This window comes from Curtobacterium sp. CFBP9011 (assembly GCF_034045095.1).
In the GTDB taxonomy this organism is placed as follows: domain Bacteria; phylum Actinomycetota; class Actinomycetes; order Actinomycetales; family Microbacteriaceae; genus Curtobacterium.
The window spans coordinates 1-14,813 of the sequence record NZ_JAXCWN010000015.1 but is presented as its reverse complement, the minus strand read 5'-3'; the positions used below and the strand labels follow the sequence as shown (position 1 = coordinate 14,813).

15 protein-coding genes are annotated in these 14,813 nt (G+C 64.4%); 9 read left to right on the top strand and 6 right to left on the bottom strand.

The window, feature by feature from the left end; translation table 11 throughout:
- From SOM35_RS17330 to SOM35_RS17315, 4 genes are all read left to right on the top strand, one after another.
- A partial coding sequence (locus SOM35_RS17330; protein ID WP_320516341.1) for a hypothetical protein occupies nucleotides 1–198 on the top strand: 198 nt, incomplete at its 5' end.
- 727 nt (nucleotides 199–925) lie between these two features.
- Nucleotides 926–1,804, top strand: a complete 879-nt coding sequence (locus SOM35_RS17325) for a hypothetical protein (RefSeq protein WP_320516340.1) — start codon at nucleotides 926–928, stop codon at nucleotides 1,802–1,804.
- A 76-nt stretch (nucleotides 1,805–1,880) separates the two neighbouring features.
- Nucleotides 1,881–2,024, top strand: coding sequence for a hypothetical protein (locus SOM35_RS17320; protein WP_320516339.1), 144 nt, complete (start codon nucleotides 1,881–1,883; stop codon nucleotides 2,022–2,024).
- Between the two features lie 180 nt (nucleotides 2,025–2,204).
- The gene (locus SOM35_RS17315) at nucleotides 2,205–2,936 is read left to right on the top strand and encodes a hypothetical protein (RefSeq protein WP_320516338.1); all 732 of its coding nucleotides are present in this window, start codon (nucleotides 2,205–2,207) and stop codon (nucleotides 2,934–2,936) included.
- Nucleotides 2,937–3,077: 141 nt separating this feature from the next.
- On the opposite strand, the gene SOM35_RS17310 is transcribed toward SOM35_RS17315, so the two are convergent.
- Together SOM35_RS17310 and SOM35_RS17305 are read right to left on the bottom strand one after the other, a co-directional pair.
- Nucleotides 3,078–6,062 (bottom strand): hypothetical protein, encoded by a 2,985-nt coding sequence (locus tag SOM35_RS17310; RefSeq protein WP_320516337.1) that lies wholly within the window; start codon nucleotides 6,060–6,062, stop codon nucleotides 3,078–3,080.
- A 315-nt stretch (nucleotides 6,063–6,377) separates the two neighbouring features.
- On the bottom strand, nucleotides 6,378–6,632 hold the full coding sequence (locus SOM35_RS17305) for a hypothetical protein (RefSeq protein WP_320516336.1): 255 nt from the start codon (nucleotides 6,630–6,632) through the stop codon (nucleotides 6,378–6,380).
- On the opposite strand from SOM35_RS17305, the gene SOM35_RS17430 reads away from it, so the two are divergent.
- Complete coding sequence (locus tag SOM35_RS17430; RefSeq protein WP_414648599.1) at nucleotides 6,526–6,939, top strand: LmrA/YxaF family transcription factor; 414 nt, start codon at nucleotides 6,526–6,528, stop codon at nucleotides 6,937–6,939. The genes SOM35_RS17305 and SOM35_RS17430 overlap by 107 nt on opposite strands.
- 98 nt (nucleotides 6,940–7,037) lie before the next feature.
- On the opposite strand, the gene SOM35_RS17300 is transcribed toward SOM35_RS17430, so the two are convergent.
- Nucleotides 7,038–8,672 (bottom strand): hypothetical protein, encoded by a 1,635-nt coding sequence (locus tag SOM35_RS17300; RefSeq protein ID WP_320516335.1) that lies wholly within the window; start codon nucleotides 8,670–8,672, stop codon nucleotides 7,038–7,040.
- A gap of 229 nt (nucleotides 8,673–8,901) precedes the next feature.
- On the opposite strand from SOM35_RS17300, the gene SOM35_RS17295 reads away from it, so the two are divergent.
- Nucleotides 8,902–9,123, top strand: a complete 222-nt coding sequence (locus SOM35_RS17295) for a hypothetical protein (RefSeq protein WP_320516334.1) — start codon at nucleotides 8,902–8,904, stop codon at nucleotides 9,121–9,123.
- Nucleotides 9,124–9,474: 351 nt separating this feature from the next.
- On the opposite strand, the gene SOM35_RS17290 is transcribed toward SOM35_RS17295, so the two are convergent.
- A complete protein-coding gene (locus SOM35_RS17290) occupies nucleotides 9,475–9,750 on the bottom strand; it encodes a hypothetical protein (RefSeq protein ID WP_320516333.1) in 276 nt (91 codons plus the stop codon).
- A gap of 269 nt (nucleotides 9,751–10,019) precedes the next feature.
- Between SOM35_RS17290 and SOM35_RS17285 the strand changes: the two genes are divergently transcribed.
- Complete coding sequence (locus SOM35_RS17285; RefSeq protein ID WP_341850144.1) at nucleotides 10,020–10,304, top strand: GIY-YIG nuclease family protein; 285 nt, start codon at nucleotides 10,020–10,022, stop codon at nucleotides 10,302–10,304.
- A gap of 3 nt (nucleotides 10,305–10,307) precedes the next feature.
- Here SOM35_RS17285 and SOM35_RS17280 read toward each other — a convergent pair whose 3' ends face one another.
- Together SOM35_RS17280 and SOM35_RS17275 are read right to left on the bottom strand one after the other, a co-directional pair.
- Entirely contained in the window at nucleotides 10,308–11,642 is a 1,335-nt protein-coding gene (locus SOM35_RS17280; protein WP_320516331.1) for a competence protein CoiA family protein, read from the bottom strand.
- Nucleotides 11,643–12,026: 384 nt separating this feature from the next.
- Nucleotides 12,027–12,623, bottom strand: a complete 597-nt coding sequence (locus SOM35_RS17275) for a hypothetical protein (protein ID WP_320516330.1) — start codon at nucleotides 12,621–12,623, stop codon at nucleotides 12,027–12,029.
- 246 nt (nucleotides 12,624–12,869) lie between these two features.
- Between SOM35_RS17275 and SOM35_RS17270 the strand changes: the two genes are divergently transcribed.
- Nucleotides 12,870–13,274: a hypothetical protein gene (locus SOM35_RS17270; protein WP_307361008.1), complete on the top strand. Its 405-nt coding sequence runs from the start codon at nucleotides 12,870–12,872 to the stop codon at nucleotides 13,272–13,274.
- Between the two features lie 69 nt (nucleotides 13,275–13,343).
- Nucleotides 13,344–14,813: PIN domain-containing protein (locus SOM35_RS17265; protein WP_320516329.1), on the top strand; the 1,470-nt coding region annotated here is incomplete at its 3' end.

The window sequence follows — 14,813 nt, the reverse complement described above, 5'->3', positions numbered from 1 at the left end:
GAACGGAGTGCCGATCGCGCGTCAAGGGAGGTCGCAGGCGCGCTCGTCCTCGTCGGGCTCGTCGTCGGCGGCGTCGTCGTCGTGGCGGTCAAGTACGGTCGCCCGGTGTGGAACGAAAAGGTTAAACCGGCTGTGGGGCGACTTCGAGACACGATCCGGCGCCGCAATCCAGACGAGCCAGGCGACAACGAGTCCTGATCTATTGTGACGCTCTCTGATCTCGCCGCGGAGGCAGTCTCAGCGCTGACCAGCACCAACACTCGCTGGAGCATCACCGATGCGCCGGCGCACGTCGAACCGCGACCAGGCCTCTAGACGATCTATGGAGACGAGCAGGCGCACCAGGACCTGGATCTCGTCGCTGAGGCGCGCTCGTCTGCATCGAAGGACCTCCCGCTGTACATCGGCAAGGCCGAGAAGAGCAGTCCCATGTGCGGCTGAGGCCACGCTGCCACCTCTCACCGATCGAGGCCGCGTAGTCGGCCAGCGTCGCGGTGGTGTCGTTGCCGGTTCCGGTCGCCGCCCGCATCTGCTCGAAGAACTCCTCACACCACGCGAACTCGCGTGCCGACGCCCACGGAGCAGTCCACCGTCGATCGTCACAGCGCTCGATCCCGATGCCGGCGATGACCCACCTGATCCCTCGTCGTCCCGTCGCCTCAGAGCGATCACGCCTCTTGCAGGTCGAGGAGCGGCACCCGTGCCGGAGAATGGGTGCATGCCTGAATCCTGTGCTTTCTGCGGGTCGGTGGGTCCCCTGACCCGCGAGCACGTTTTCGGTCAGTGGGTGAGCAGCACTGGCTTGGATCTCGCTCCCATGCGTCATCACGCGGGCCCGTTGAATGCTCTGCCGCGCGACATGGGGGAGCAGCCCCCATTCCGGCAGACAGTGAAGAGCTTCTGCGCCTCTTGTAACAACGGGTGGATGAGCAACCTCGAAAAGGTCGCGCAGCGAGTGCTGACCCCGTTGATCCTCGACGAGCCCGGGACGATCGCGCCGCAAGACCAGGCGGCGATCGCAACGTGGGTGCAGAAGACCGCGCTGACCGCGATGCTCCTCTCCAGCAGGGAGCAGCGGGAAAATGGCTACGGGCTCGCCCCGTCGGAGTACAGGGCACTCTACGAGCGCCGCGAGCTGGTGCAACCGCTGGATTTCAGCCAGTTCTGGGTCGGCCGATTCGAGGGAATCAAGGGGTTCTCGGCTGTACGCGTCACCCCGCTGACGGTTCGCATCCCAGGTCTCCCCGAGCCGTCGCTGCCCCAGGGCTACGCGATGACGATCGTCGTCGGAGCGCTCCTCCTGCACGGCGTGCGGTTCACTACTCCAGGTCTTCAGGCGGACACGAAGACGGAGCTGGGGTTGCCAGCGCTGTGGCCATCGGAGACGTCGGTGATGTGGCCAGCGGGGCAGACGTGCACGGAGAAGTCTGTGCTCGCTCTCGCGGATGGGGGGACGTTGCGCGCAACGGGTGGGGAGGTGCGACTGCGACCCTGGTCTCACGCAGCTCACCTCCCGCAGAGCGCCTTCGAGAACGGCGCAATCAAAGTCCCTGCGCTGTGCCGCAAGCACGACATCTACTACCCCGCGGCCCTACTGCGAGAAGCGCACCAGGGGCGGTTCTACGCATTCATGACTTCGTGCGAGTGCAGCGCCTATCTGATTCATACAGACTCTGACCGCATCCGCTTCCGCGCCGCGGGCGAACCGGAAGGCATCGCGTCCGTGTACGCGGACATGGCTGGCGACGAGTTCCTCATCGAGGACCAGATTGGGGAGTTCGCCTGCAAGCGACTGTCCGCCTGACACAATCGGGGGACCGCTGGCTGTTCGGTTGATTCCCAAACTGCGAGCACATCGACCTCGCAGGAAGGACGTGCTGATGACGGAGGCGTTCCGGCGCGATGTGATCGCGATTGCTCGCCTCGGCTGTATCACGGGGACGAAGGTCGCGAAGGGCTCCGGTATTTTCGAGCGAACCGGGGCGATCTCGGCCGGTCGAATCGATGTCGACGACAGTGTCTGACCCGGGCAACGTGGTCGGAGAACGTCAACCGGTCGAGGCCTTCCTCGCTTCCAAGCATCAAGTATGTGTGGCGACGACGATGCCGACGTGCTCGAGTGTGCTGGCGTGGACTATATAGATATCGTGAGTGCCAGCCGACCGGCCTGCGGTAGGTAGTGGATGTCTTCTAGGGGAGAGCGGATGCGTATCGTCAAGTATCGGCAGGGATCGGGGCGGCCGACGGAGGCCGCCCGGGGGAACCTGAACGAGCTGGTGATGCTCATGGAAGCGGCGGTCGCGCTGGCGAGCGTCGAACGCTGGGTGCAGGACTCCGTGTCGGCGACGGCGCGCCGGAAGGCAGGAGCCACACTCCTGACTGAAGCCCTCAGGAGCGCCGGCAAGCATGATTCGTACGAGGTGTCTGTGGTCGATGGCTTCATGCGCCTGGGGGCCGTGAGTTTCGCCGCGCACGGCTCAGAGGCTGTTTGGGAACGGACTTTTCTGACAGGTGAGCGGGGCCGGCCTCGATCGGTGGACGTATGCCTGTTCAACGCGAAGCGTAACGAGGAAGCACGGGTCGAATTCGGTGCGTACTCGCCAACCAAGCTGCGTGACGATTCGAGGAAGCTGGCAGTCGAGTTACCAGCGACGACGGATCACAGGGTCTCGAACTTCGTGATGTTGTGGCGGACGCGGGAGTCCGGCGTGGTTGCGACGAGCTCAGAGTGGCGAGATACGTGCGTCAGAGATGCACGGGCCGCTTCCACCACTCATTACGACGTGAAGATGGAGGTGGCCTCGGAACAAGACATGTTTGTCGCTGCAAGTGCCAAACGGCGCAAGGTGCAAGTCGCGCTGTTCTCGGTGACGAACAACGCTCCAGCCAATGGACCGGAAGTACGCGCGGCGGAGTCCGTGGATCTTCCGCTCTGAGTTTCTGGTCGCGCCGCATGTTTAGCGGAGTTGCTAGCTCAACGGCCATTCGTCCACTGCGACACGCTCATGCCAGTAGGTCCCCGCGTCCTACGCCGATTCGAGGGGCGATGAACTCGTTGGTTGAGACTGCTGCCAACGTTAGGGTGCAGGAGCCCTGAGCGCGGTTCGAACGCTGTATGCGGGGTCGGCCGCGAGCAAATCCTCGACTTCGGCATGGATGCCGTCGGGCTGCTGAGCGAGCGCTCGGGCGAGAGCCCGCCTAACGCGCGCATCAGGGTCTCTCGCAAGCCTTGGGCCTAAGTGCTCCGGCTTGCCATGTTCCGACCACCGCAATGCGACGAAACTGCGGATCGCCCAGCCTTGCACCGCGAGGAATGTCAGATCGTCGTCGACGGTGTCGCCGAGTCGTTGGAGCGCGATCGTTGGCCAGTAGTCCGCGTCCTCGCCCAACAGCGAGTACACAACGCGCCGCACCTCTTTGCGCTCGGCGTCAGTCGAAGCGAGCGTGGCTGCGAGCGCTAGTGCTTGCCCACGGCTGTGTTGCGGCATGCCATTCATGCGGAGGCCGCCGAGCTTGTGGGTGAACTGCTGATTCATCTCGTCGTGCTCTGATGGTGTGGGAGAGACGGCGAGTCGCAGCGCGGTAGGGAAGTGCTTGGAGCGTTGCGCCTCGTCGAGATGAGGGGCGAGATTGCTCGCGGCTACCAGGTAATCGCCCCGGTCGCTGGAGCTGAGATGAGGATGATCTGCTCGGACGAGAAGCTCTGTGACGGCCGTGTCGAGTGATCCTGCGTCGAGGTGGCTGATGAGCAGTGAGTCTCTGACCGCGCCCGTGCCAACGCTGTAGACGCCGGTCTCGTATGTGAGTGGCGTGGTGAGTCGTGCCAGTGCGTTGGCGGCAACGGTGCTGTCTGTGGCTTTTGGATCGTCCAGCGCCAGAGTCTCCTGAGCCCAGCTGTTGCCCTCCTCGGCGAGTTCGGCGAGTTTGTCGTGCGCGAGTGTCGCGTGTGCGGCGATCGCTTCCCGGGCAGTCTGGCTCCGGCCTCCCTGCGCACGTGCAAGGAGGGGCACGAGGTGTGCGATGGCACGCGACGCCAGGCTCGGATGGGTGAGCGCGATCCTCGCGACCGTGAGGGCCTCATCGTCATCGTGATACCGGTAGTGGTTCTCTTCGACGGTGGGCTGTGCGACGAAGTGCGTGAGGACGGCGTCCGCGGCGGTCAAATCGAGGCGTCCGGCGATTCCAGCTAGTGCCTTGATGGCGTTGTTGTATCGCGACGTAGCAAACCAGCGCAGGTCAGGATAGGTGCCCTTCTCCGCGGCATCGAGCTCGGCTGTGATGCGCGTGGCGATGAGATCGACTTGATCGTCTGGCACGAGGTCTGCCTGCGTCCCCAGGAGTCGATAGGCTGCGCCGACCGTCCAATAGTTTGGAGCGTCGAGGTCCGGAGTGATGTCGATGAAGTCAGAGGTCAGGGACTTTCCAAGAGCCTCGACCTGTTTGGTAGCCCCAACTCGGGCGAGGTGGTGGGCGGCGAGAGCGGGCTCGTCCGACTCGATGAGGATTGACGCGAGCGCTCTCCTAGCGCGGTCCTCGCCCACCCAGTCGCTTGTGGTGATGGCGTCGCGTAGTGCTCGCTGTGCGGAGATGGAGGCCGATCGCAGGTTCCCCTCACTCAGTGCGGCCAGCGCGTCTACGTACGCGTCGCTCGAGGTTGGAAGAAGCGGCCTGGAACTACCCATCTCCCGCACTGCCGTCTGCAGGGGAAGTAGCTCATTGCTGGTGAATGGATTCCAGCGCGAACGGAAGGCGCGTCGGCTGAAGATCCAAGTCGATGCCTCACCCCACTGCGAGGCCAACGAGGCGGCACCGGATGCCTCGTCCCACGCGAGATCAGCCTCGCGGAACTTCTGGTGCAAGGCGAGACTTCGCGCATGGCGTGCAGTGACGAGGCCGGACAAGCCGTACCCCAGCTTCAGCTTTCGTGCGTCGTCGAGAAGCTCCGTCCACTCACCGGTTGACTCTGCGAGAAGGATGCGGAGCCGCACGCGCCGAGACTCATCGACCGCGGGAAGTAACGAGTACTCCAAGAACGAGGGCACGGCTTTCGTCAGCCACTCCGACTGATCACCAGCGAGCGCAGTCTCGCCTGCCAACAGGACCAGACGAGCCTGATCGAAGGGATCTCCCGTCCGCAGGCTTGCAACTTCTGGAACGTGACCGAGCGGGTTCTGGTAGAGGTTGATGGCCGTCTCGAGCACCCGGCGATAGCGAGCCACGGTCTCGTCGGCGTCCGCCGAGCACGGGAGTTCGTCGAGTCGAGATCGGGTCATTTGGGCGGTCGTTGACAGACCCTGGTCCAACGCCACCCAGAAGTCGTCGAGGATCTGACGCGCTGCCTCATCAGCTCGTCCCGCAACCGCCAGAAGACGGACGCGCTCCTTGTCGTGCGTCGAGGCGTGGGGACCGAAGCCCGCGCTCCGGAGAGTCGACTGGCCCGCCTCGACGAGGGTGAGCGCGTCAGCAGGGACGGTCGTGGCGGCCGCCTTGTCGAAGAGGACCTGTGCGCCGGTTGATACTTCTGGTGTGCGAGCGATCGCCTCACGGACAGCCGCCGCGTCCGCGGACGGCACATGCGCGAGGCCAACTTCGAACGGCAGGCAGAATGCCTCGGCGGTGGGTAGACCGAAGTACTCGATCACGATCTCGGGACGATTACGCAACAGTGTGGAGAGCTCCTGCGCATCCCACAGGTCAAGGACGATCGGGTACAGCGCCTTGCGCTGTACTGCCAACTCCTCGACTGCACCGGTGCTCTTGACCGCACACGCGACGCCGAGGATTAGGCGCTCGACCTCGAAGGGGCGCTTCGTGTCACGGAACTTCTTGATCGCAGCCGTCAGATGCGACTTGTTGAAGCGCTTGTAGTCCTTGCTCTGGAGTGCGACGCCGTCTCCGTCCGGCGCTAGGGCCACGATGTCGAGTCCGAGCTGGGCCTGACCGCGGTCGCCGTAGAGCTGAGCGTCTCGCAGTCCCTCGACATCTCGCATCATCCGGAGTTGGAGCCGCTCAAAGTTCTCCCAAGTGAGGGAGGTGAAGGGCAGCTCGTCAAGCTTCCCCATCACTGGCGCTGGTGTTGTGAGCGATGGCGGGGAGTAGAGCGATGACGCGAGGGAGAGGGGTCTCCAGTCAGCCATGTTTCTCCCGCCCGCGCACCTGTCGATCGCGCCCTCAGCAGGCCGGATCCGTCCGGACTCATCCTAGAAGCGATGGCTCCTTGTGGTTCAGCTTCAACCTAACGGCTTGCAGCCGATCCTGAACCTCGCTACGCAACGAAGAGCCCGAGGGTGAGAAATGCCTGATCGCGGGGCCGTCGTTAGGCCCGCGGGCAGCCTCAAAGGTTAGGCCGTCATGAAGATCTGGGCGGCAGCGAAGCCTCAGACTTGGCGGCTGGAATCGTCGTGGAGGCTGCCGTACTTGGTGCTCTTCGCCATGGAGTTCCCGCCCTTGGAGAGGTTGCGGGCGTAGCCGTGGAAGTTGCGCCATTCCTTCGACTTGTAGCGCAGCGCTTGCTGAACTGGAGGCATGTCGTCCTGCGTGAAGAGCACGGAGTGCTGGCGGCAGATCTCGGGGAGTTCGTCGCCGATCGGGTACCCGTCCTCCTTCGGGTTCACCTCATCGAGCTTGCGCATCTTCGCTTCGGAGGGGGCAGCTGCTTACGCTGTCAGGATCGGCTGCGCGGCCGCGGCGGTGACGTTGGCTACTGATTCGACGGACCTGCGTGGTGCGGCCGCGCAGGTGTTCCGAATGTGGGCGGAGACGTTGAGCACTTTGCTCGTGGAGGGGGGCGTCCCTGAGTCCCTCGGGCGCGGCACAGCGATCTTGCTCATCTCCGCTGCCGAGGGAGCCGTGCTCGTCAGTCGAGCACAGGGTGAGATTAAGCCGTTCGACCCCGCAGTTGCAGGCCTGCAAGCCCACGTCGACATGCTCGTCTCCTAATGCGCGGGAGGAGGTAGGGGTGGACCGCCGCGAAGTGGTCGTCGAGAGCTCCCGAACCTAGGTCCCAGGTGGCGACCAGGCGCACGCGCCAAACGGCCCTACTCGCTCGATAGCGTCGAGAAGTCCGCGAACATCTGTGTCGCTTCTCGCATTAGTTTCTCGATGAACTCCGCCTTACTCAGCCCGTCCAACTCCTGGGCGAGGAATGCTTGGCCATTTGACCCCGATGTGTGCGCGGCAATCCGAGAGCGGAGGTTTTGGATTCGACGGAGCAACGCGATGTCGCGGTCCACGTGTTCATAGTGGTGCATCTCGAGGAAGCGCTTCAGCTTGGAGATGCCTTTCTCATCCTTGACCGGAGGCAGGCCAGCTGTGATGTCTGCCTCATTGAGCATGTCCACGAGCAGCTTCGCGAGGGCTAGCAGCTGCGCTTCGAACTCGGTGTCGGTGTCATTCAGCGGAATCCGGACACGCTGAATAAGACCCGCATCACTGCCCTGCGCCTCGCGGTACAGCCCCCAGCCCCAGTTCTCCATCCATGCGCGTTGAATGGCCAGGTAAGCGTTCTTGAAGAGATGCTCCGGGTTCTCCGTGTCTGCGAACTGGGCGAGGAACGATCGGCGGAACGTGGACTCGCTCATGTTCGTGACCGGCGGGATGTTGTACGCACGCCAGTGATCCCTGTGGCTGCTGGGGATATCACGACCAATGTCGCCAAGGAACACCATGACCGCATCCGGGTTGCCGTTGTCGATCTGCACACCCCACAGATGTCCGCAACTGAGTCGACCGTCGCTGATCGAGTACAGGTTTGGGTCGTCGTAGTAGCGCCTAAGCACTTCGGGCTTGAAGAAAACGGGCGTCAGGTAGTGGGGCGCGTCCGGGTTCGCGCCGAAGTAATTGGCGAGCTTGTCCTGCTCACACGTGTACTTGATCGGGCGGCCGTTCTGGTCCTCACCGATGATGAACTCCGGGTACTCCTCGTCTCCTTGATCCCACGGCCAGATGCCGCTCAGATCCTGCGGAGGGGGCGGAAGAAAGCGCTTGACCAGTAGCCGGGAGAACACCTGCTTCTCGCCGAGGCCCATGTCCCCCACGCTCATGAAGACGACAGAATCCTTTTCCACATGGTCTGATTCGTTCAGCTCCTTGAAAGCTTCAGAGCCTTCGTCGGCATTGACGAAGACGCGGCTGTCCGAGAACAGAAGGAGATCAAGCTGTCGGGCGGCCTGGTAGCGCCGCAGTATCGGCGTTCGCATGCGAATCCGAGCGTCGGAGAACTCGATCGCGAGTTCTTTGGACCCATCGTCGGCGATGCGGTAGTAGTTGCCGGTGGTCCTGTCTTCCCACAGGTTCATGAGGAGCCGGAACTCCTCGGATATGAGGTACGCATCGGCGACAACGCCGTGCATCTCTTGCACGAGGACAAGTGGTTCGAGTTCAGGGCCGTCGCTGTTGCGGTGGTAGGTCGTGACCCACTGGCCATCTCGGTGCCCCTGCGAGAAGCCCGGGAATCCACCGCCGACCGTCATGTCCCAGCCGGCGCTCTGCTTGGCGCGATCGCGGTAGCTTGGCGCTGCAAAGGCCGCAAAGCGCGCGATGGTGCCACTGCCCGAGTCCTGCCAATCGTAGACGGTCGTCCACGGGCCGTCGCCGTTGGTCTGACTCGCCTTGCGCTCATGGACCTGCCGGATGGTTTCGGCAGCGTCGTCGTAAGTCAGTTTGGTCCCCATAGTGGGCTTGATTATGACAGGAGCTCCCGACACGTCGCAGGGTTTCTTCTCTTCACGCAACTCGCCATCCGGCCGCCCGCAAGCCGGTCGACTCAATGTCAGGGGCCGGAAGCGCACTTACCGGTCGTGGCCGCGGAAGTCCGAAGGTGTTTGCCCCGCTGCGCGGCGGAAAGCGCGTGCGAAGACGCTCGGGTCGGGGATGCCGACACGGAGCCCAACCTCCGCGTTCATGGAGACCCTTGGCGGCAAGAAGCCCTACGGCTTCCGCGACGCCGTGATCTGGGAGATCGTCCTGGACGTGATGGAAGAGGACGAGGCCGAGGACGAGACCGTGGACCCGGTCTTCTTCGCGTCCGCGGACAAGTGGTTCATCGAGACGACGCTCCGAAGGAGTTGCATTGCCACCAACCCAAGGATCTCGACGCACGAGGCATCGCCCGAGATCGCCTGATACTGGTCGAGAAAGTCGCGAACGTCGTCGAAGACGTCCGTGCGGCGGTCGCCGAAGTCGAGGCACGGGCAGCCGAGGCGCTAGCCGCTTCGACGCCACCTGATGACAAGGCACATGGATTGGCGTCTTTGCTTCGCGGGTAGGCGTTCGACGCTTCTCGTCGAGCCGAGCTGGTCCGTGTGGCTACAGAAGCTCTCGACGAGCTGGTTGGTCAGCCGATGGACGAATAACTGGCCTACGGCGGCGACTACGGGCTGCCGGACTGGGTGCAATTCGAGCGTCCCGAGATCGGAGGGGACCTCTCCATCTACGGATACGACTTCGAGCTCGGCGCGCCGGACGGCGACACCGTCACACGCGGACGTGGTCCTCTCGATCGAGGCTGGGGACCTGTCCGGCGAATCCGACGAGGTCCGAGCGCAACTCACCGTCGACTTCCACATCGAGGACCCCGATGGTTCCGAGGTCACGTACATCGTCCTCGAGGACAGCCCCAGCCCGCGGCGACCGGCTGATTCGTCGAGCGTGCAGCTCGACTTCGAGACAGATCTCGAAGATCCTCGTGACGCTGTCTGACCTCGCCACACACGCCGTCACAGTGCTAACCGGCGCCCGCTGGTCGCTCACGGATGCACCGGCGTACATGTCAGCGAGACCGGACCTCTACGCGATCTATGGCGACGACCAGGCACACCGAGAGCTGGGCCTTCACGACGACGCAGAGGCCCGCAGCGCGCCGGACCGCCCGCTCTACATCGGCAAGGCCGAGGAGAGCTTCGTGTCAGGGGATTTGAAGGATCACTTCGCCGCGTTGCCCGGGAGCACAGCACGAACTGGCGGGTCGACCGTGCGTAGGTCATTCGCGGCGCTGCTTCGAAAGAGCCTCGACCTGCAGGGTGTGCCGAGGAACCTCGAGAATCCGGGGGTACTTCAGCGCCTACTCGCTGGCAGGCGACGGAGACGCGCGGCTCACCACCTGGATGCACGAGCGGCTGACGCTGCCGGTCTGGGCGGTGCCCGCCAGGATGCAGGTCAAGCTCGCCGACGTCGAGACCGAGCTGATCCGCTACTTCACGCCCGTGATCAACCTCGACAAGAACCCGAACAAGCTCGTGCGGCTGAAGGTCGCGCGGAAGGCGATGGCAGCCGAGGCCGCAGCGTGGCGGCTCTCGCAGAGCTGAAGGTCACCACCACGCGCCGGCGTAGGTGGGCTTGTACACGGGGAACCCATCGTCGCCGCGGCCCTCGAAGAGGAAGTCCGCGTCGACGAGGGCATGGAGCCATCTCCCGATCGTCTTGTACATACCGGCGCCGAGGCGGATGCGGTGCTTGTAGAGCGTGTCTGCGACCGTCTTGGTGGTGAAGGTCTCCTGCTCCTTGATGGCGATGTGGAAGAAGTACGCGACGCACTTCCACTGCTCCAGGTTGTCGGGCATCCCAAGGTCTCGCTGCGCGCGACCCTCGACGAACGCAGCGATCAGCGGCATCGCAGGGTGCTCGCTGCCCCAGCGGGCCATCGTGTCCAGCGCAGCGCGAATCTCGTCAGCCTGCTGCTCGCGGCGCTCCTTCGCCTTGCGGAGCCGGTCCTCCCTCGTGGCCTGCTGGGCTTCGGCACGCTCGCGGGCGAGCTCCTGCTGCCGGGCGTAAAGACGGCGCTGCTCGTCGTTGTGCGCATCGAGGGCGATCGCGTTCCGGATCAGCTCGTTGATCCGGTCGGACGTCAGAGCAGGCTCCCGCTGCGGGTCGCCGAGTCGGAACGAGGTCAGGTCCTGCATTTCTAAGGAACTGCCGTCTGCACCACCGAGGACTGGCACGCGCTCTCCTGGGATGTAGCCGCCGAGCTCGGCCGAGAACACTCCGCGGCGCGCGACGGCGATCGCCAGTTGCTCGGTGGTCGGGTTGATGAATAACAGCGGTGCACCGGTAGCAGCCACAGCCGCGAGTGCAGGGTTCGTCTTCAGGTGTCCGTCATCGTCGAGCTTCAGGTGGTTCGTGGTGTGGCCGAAGAGCCACACGTCTCGGACCTCTCTGGCCTCGTAGCGGCGGTGTCGCTCTGTCCAGGCGTCCTGGGTGAGCGGCGAGTACTGCACCTCGAACGCAACACGGAGCCGCGACGGATGGGTGATCAGCACGTCTGCGCGGCTCTCGCCTTCGGGGCTGGTGTACTCCTCGCGCTTGACATGGCAGAGCGGGTACTTTGTCGCCAGCCACGCCTGAATGAGTGCGCACCCCTGGGAATGGAAGAGTGACTCGAGGCTATGGCCGCCGGTGCTGCCGAGGTGCCGCAGATGATCGCGCTTGACGGTGCTGTGGACCGTCGTGAGCTTCGCCGCGCATCCGGCTACAGGGCAGACGACGTGGTCGTTGACGTACTGGTGCTGCGCGTGTGCCTGGTCTTCTTCGAGGTAGAACGCTGCGCCGATGCTCCTGTCGAGGCCCCAAAGGAACCGGTCATCGCCCTGGGTCTGGAAGGCGGCCAACTGCACAGCGTGATCGAATGCGAACGTCGACGTGGTCACGAGGCGCACGTTAGCGAGAACGTGTGACATCGTCATCTTCGCGGATCGTTGAGCGATGGCGTATGGGAAGTATGTTGCACTGCTGGGAGTGCGCTGGCGTGACCTCTCCCAGCGCCGCGCCCAGAAGCTGACTGCTCTCATCGCTGCCCTCGCGCGCGAAGTGTCGGGCATGGTCGACGTCCATCGGCGGGTCGATGAGAATGAAGGAGGCAGGCAGGGAATGCCCAGGTCAGGGGTCAGTTGCGTCTCAGGCCAGTCAAGCCAGAGGATAGACGATGTCTTGCTGAAGGATAGGCCGCTTGATTGCCCTGTCGGACTCCGCACCGCTACAGGCTTCGGAGAGTTCTTAAGACAGCCCACCGAAGGGGCGAGTTAGTAATCGTCTTAAGAACTGTTCACAACAAAGAAGCCCACCGAGAATTTCGGTGGGCTTCTTTGTTGTCGTCGGGCTCGTGCTGGGATGCGCGGCACTTGTCGTTGCTTTTTCGAAACGCGCGAGGCGCGCGCGCTCGCCTCCAGGCGCGACAAGTATCGCCAGATGATCGTGGGGCTGTCGCCGGATGCAGGGCACATCATCGGAACGCGGCCCTGCTCGTCGGGTCGCGCATTCGGACGCGCCGCGTAGTCTTCCCGCGCGTCGATGCGGACGTTGTAGGTCGCCTTGTCGATCTTGCCTTCCAGAACGTCCTTGCTGGCGGACTTGTACTTGCTCGGCATTGCGGGGCAGTAGCTGCCACCTTCGACGAAGATGAGGCCGGCGTGACCGCCGGCGGGGCCGAGGTTGTCGATGCGGTATTCGGTACTGGCTTCCCAGCCGAGCTTGCGTGCTGGCCTGTAGAGCCGTTCGGGAAGCGCGTTCGCCCAGTACTCCTTGTCGGCATCCGCGATGCCGGGCAAGCGGCCCGCACCGACGATCGAGGCGAGGACGGCGGCCCCTGCCTCGGCCGTGCCGATACCCGGCATGCTCAGCGTTGCGGCCATGATGAGCTGCGGTGCAGACTTTCGGTCGCATTCTTCGAGGAAGACACGTCGAGCCAGGGTTGCATTACGTCAAGAGGGAACGGTGTCGCTCGCTCGCGAGGGGTCGCGAGGCACGACCCGGATCACGTCGGCGTCGCACGTTGGGGTGTAGGCGCCACCGACTCCGAGAGCGCGCTCTCGGCAGTCAAAACTCCGAAGTCGTGTACGGACCGTGACACTGCGGCGAAGATCACCAAGCAGGCGAAGGTGTCCAAGAGTGCCGCCGCGGAGCTCGACGCTAAGGTCGCTGCGCTGGCGGGAGACTTCGCCACCTTCCAGAAGGACGAGAACGCCCGCATCGACGCGCAGAAGAAGGCCGAGGCCGCGGCTGCCGCGAAGAAGAAGGCCGAGGAGGAAGCCGCTGCCAAGGCCGCAGCCGAAGCTGCCCGCCAGGCTGCTGCGGCACAGGTCGCTGCTGCCGCGCGGCAGAGCTCCGGCTCGTACTCGGGCGGCTCGTCCTACTCCGGCGGCGGTTCGAGCTCGAGCTCCGGGGGTGGGTCTTCGACGCCCTCGAAGCCAGCTCCGCTGTCGAACAGTGGCAGCTTTGGTGTCGGCTCCGGCGGCGGTGGCTGCTGGACCTCCAACGGCAACGGCGGCTCCCAGCGCTGCTGACGGATCGGCCTCACCATCGCAGTTTCTGCGCCGGAAGGCCGGACGAGGATTCTCCGGCATGATGGCGTCGTGCTCACTGTCGTCCCGGACACGAACGCGCTCTTCGGGCACGACTGGATGACGACGGCCGCGGGGTGGAACCTCCTCGAGCTCGTGAGGGCGGGCAAGTGCCGTGTGGTGCTGCCGCAGGTCGTCGTCGACGAGCTCAACCGACAGGAACGCAAGTCGCTCAAGTCCAAGCGTGACAAGGCCAAGACGGCGTTGAGTGACGTCAGCGTTGACATCAACGCCTCCACGATCGACGAGGCGTTCGACCGGTTCGGCGCGAAGACGGCTGCCGCGCGCGACAGGCTGCTCGCCCTGAGCGGCGTGAGCGTGGCGTCCGTCCCCGAGGACCGAACCCGGAAGCTTCTGGATCGCGATCTCGCGGCGCGACGCCCGTTCATGGAGACCGCCGGCGGCAATGCGTCCTACGGGTTCCGCGACGCCGTGATCTGGGAGACCGTCCTGGACGTCTTAAGAGAGGACCAGACCGAGACGGCGGACACGCTGTTCTTCGTGTCGGAGGACAAGGGATTCATCGACGACGACGTTCCGAAGACGCTGCATCGGCACCTGCTCGAGGACCTGGACGCACGGGGCATCGCGCGCGATCGAGTCGTGCTGGTCGAGAAGCTCGCAAATGTCATCGATCAGGTCCGAGCGGCGGCCGCCGAAGCCGAGGCGCGGGCCGCCGAAGCGCGAGCCGCATCGACACCGCCTGAGGACGAGGCGCATGAGCTGGCGTCTCTGCTCCGCGGGTACGCGTTCGACGCATCTCGCCGTGCCGAGCTGGTCCGCGTAGCGACGGAGGCGCTTGACGAGCTGGTCGGCGAGCCGATGGACGACGTGCTGATCTACGGCGGCGACTACGGTCCGCCGGACTGGGTGCAGTTCGACGTTCCTCAGATCGGAGGGGATCTCTCGATCTACGGCTACGACTTCGAGTCCGACTTCGAGTTCGATGCGCCGGACGGTGACATCGTCACAGGGCGTGCGGACGTGATCCTCTCGATCGAGGCAGGAGACCTGTTCGGCGAATCCGACGAAGTCCGCGCGCGACTCCTCGTCGACATCGACATCGGAAATCCTGCGGCGTTCGCGGTCACCGACATCGTGCTCGAGGACACCCCGAACCCGCCGCGCCCAGCCGATCCGACGAGCGTCACACTCGACTTCGACCTCGACCCGGAGCCCACCAGCATCGAGCTGGACCCGGAGCCCACCAGCATCGAGCTGGACCCGGAGCCCACCAGCATCGAGCTGGACCCGGAGCCCACCAGCATCGAGCTGGACCCGGAGCCCACCAGCATCGAGCTGGACCCGGAGCCCACCAGCATCGAGCTGGACCCGGAGCCCACCAGCATCGAGCTGGACCCGGAGCCCACCAGCATCGAGCTGGACCCGGAGCCCACCAGCATCGAGCTGGACCCGGAGCCCACCAGCATCGAGCTGGACCCGGAGCCCACCAGCATCGAGCTGGACCCGGAGCCCACCAGC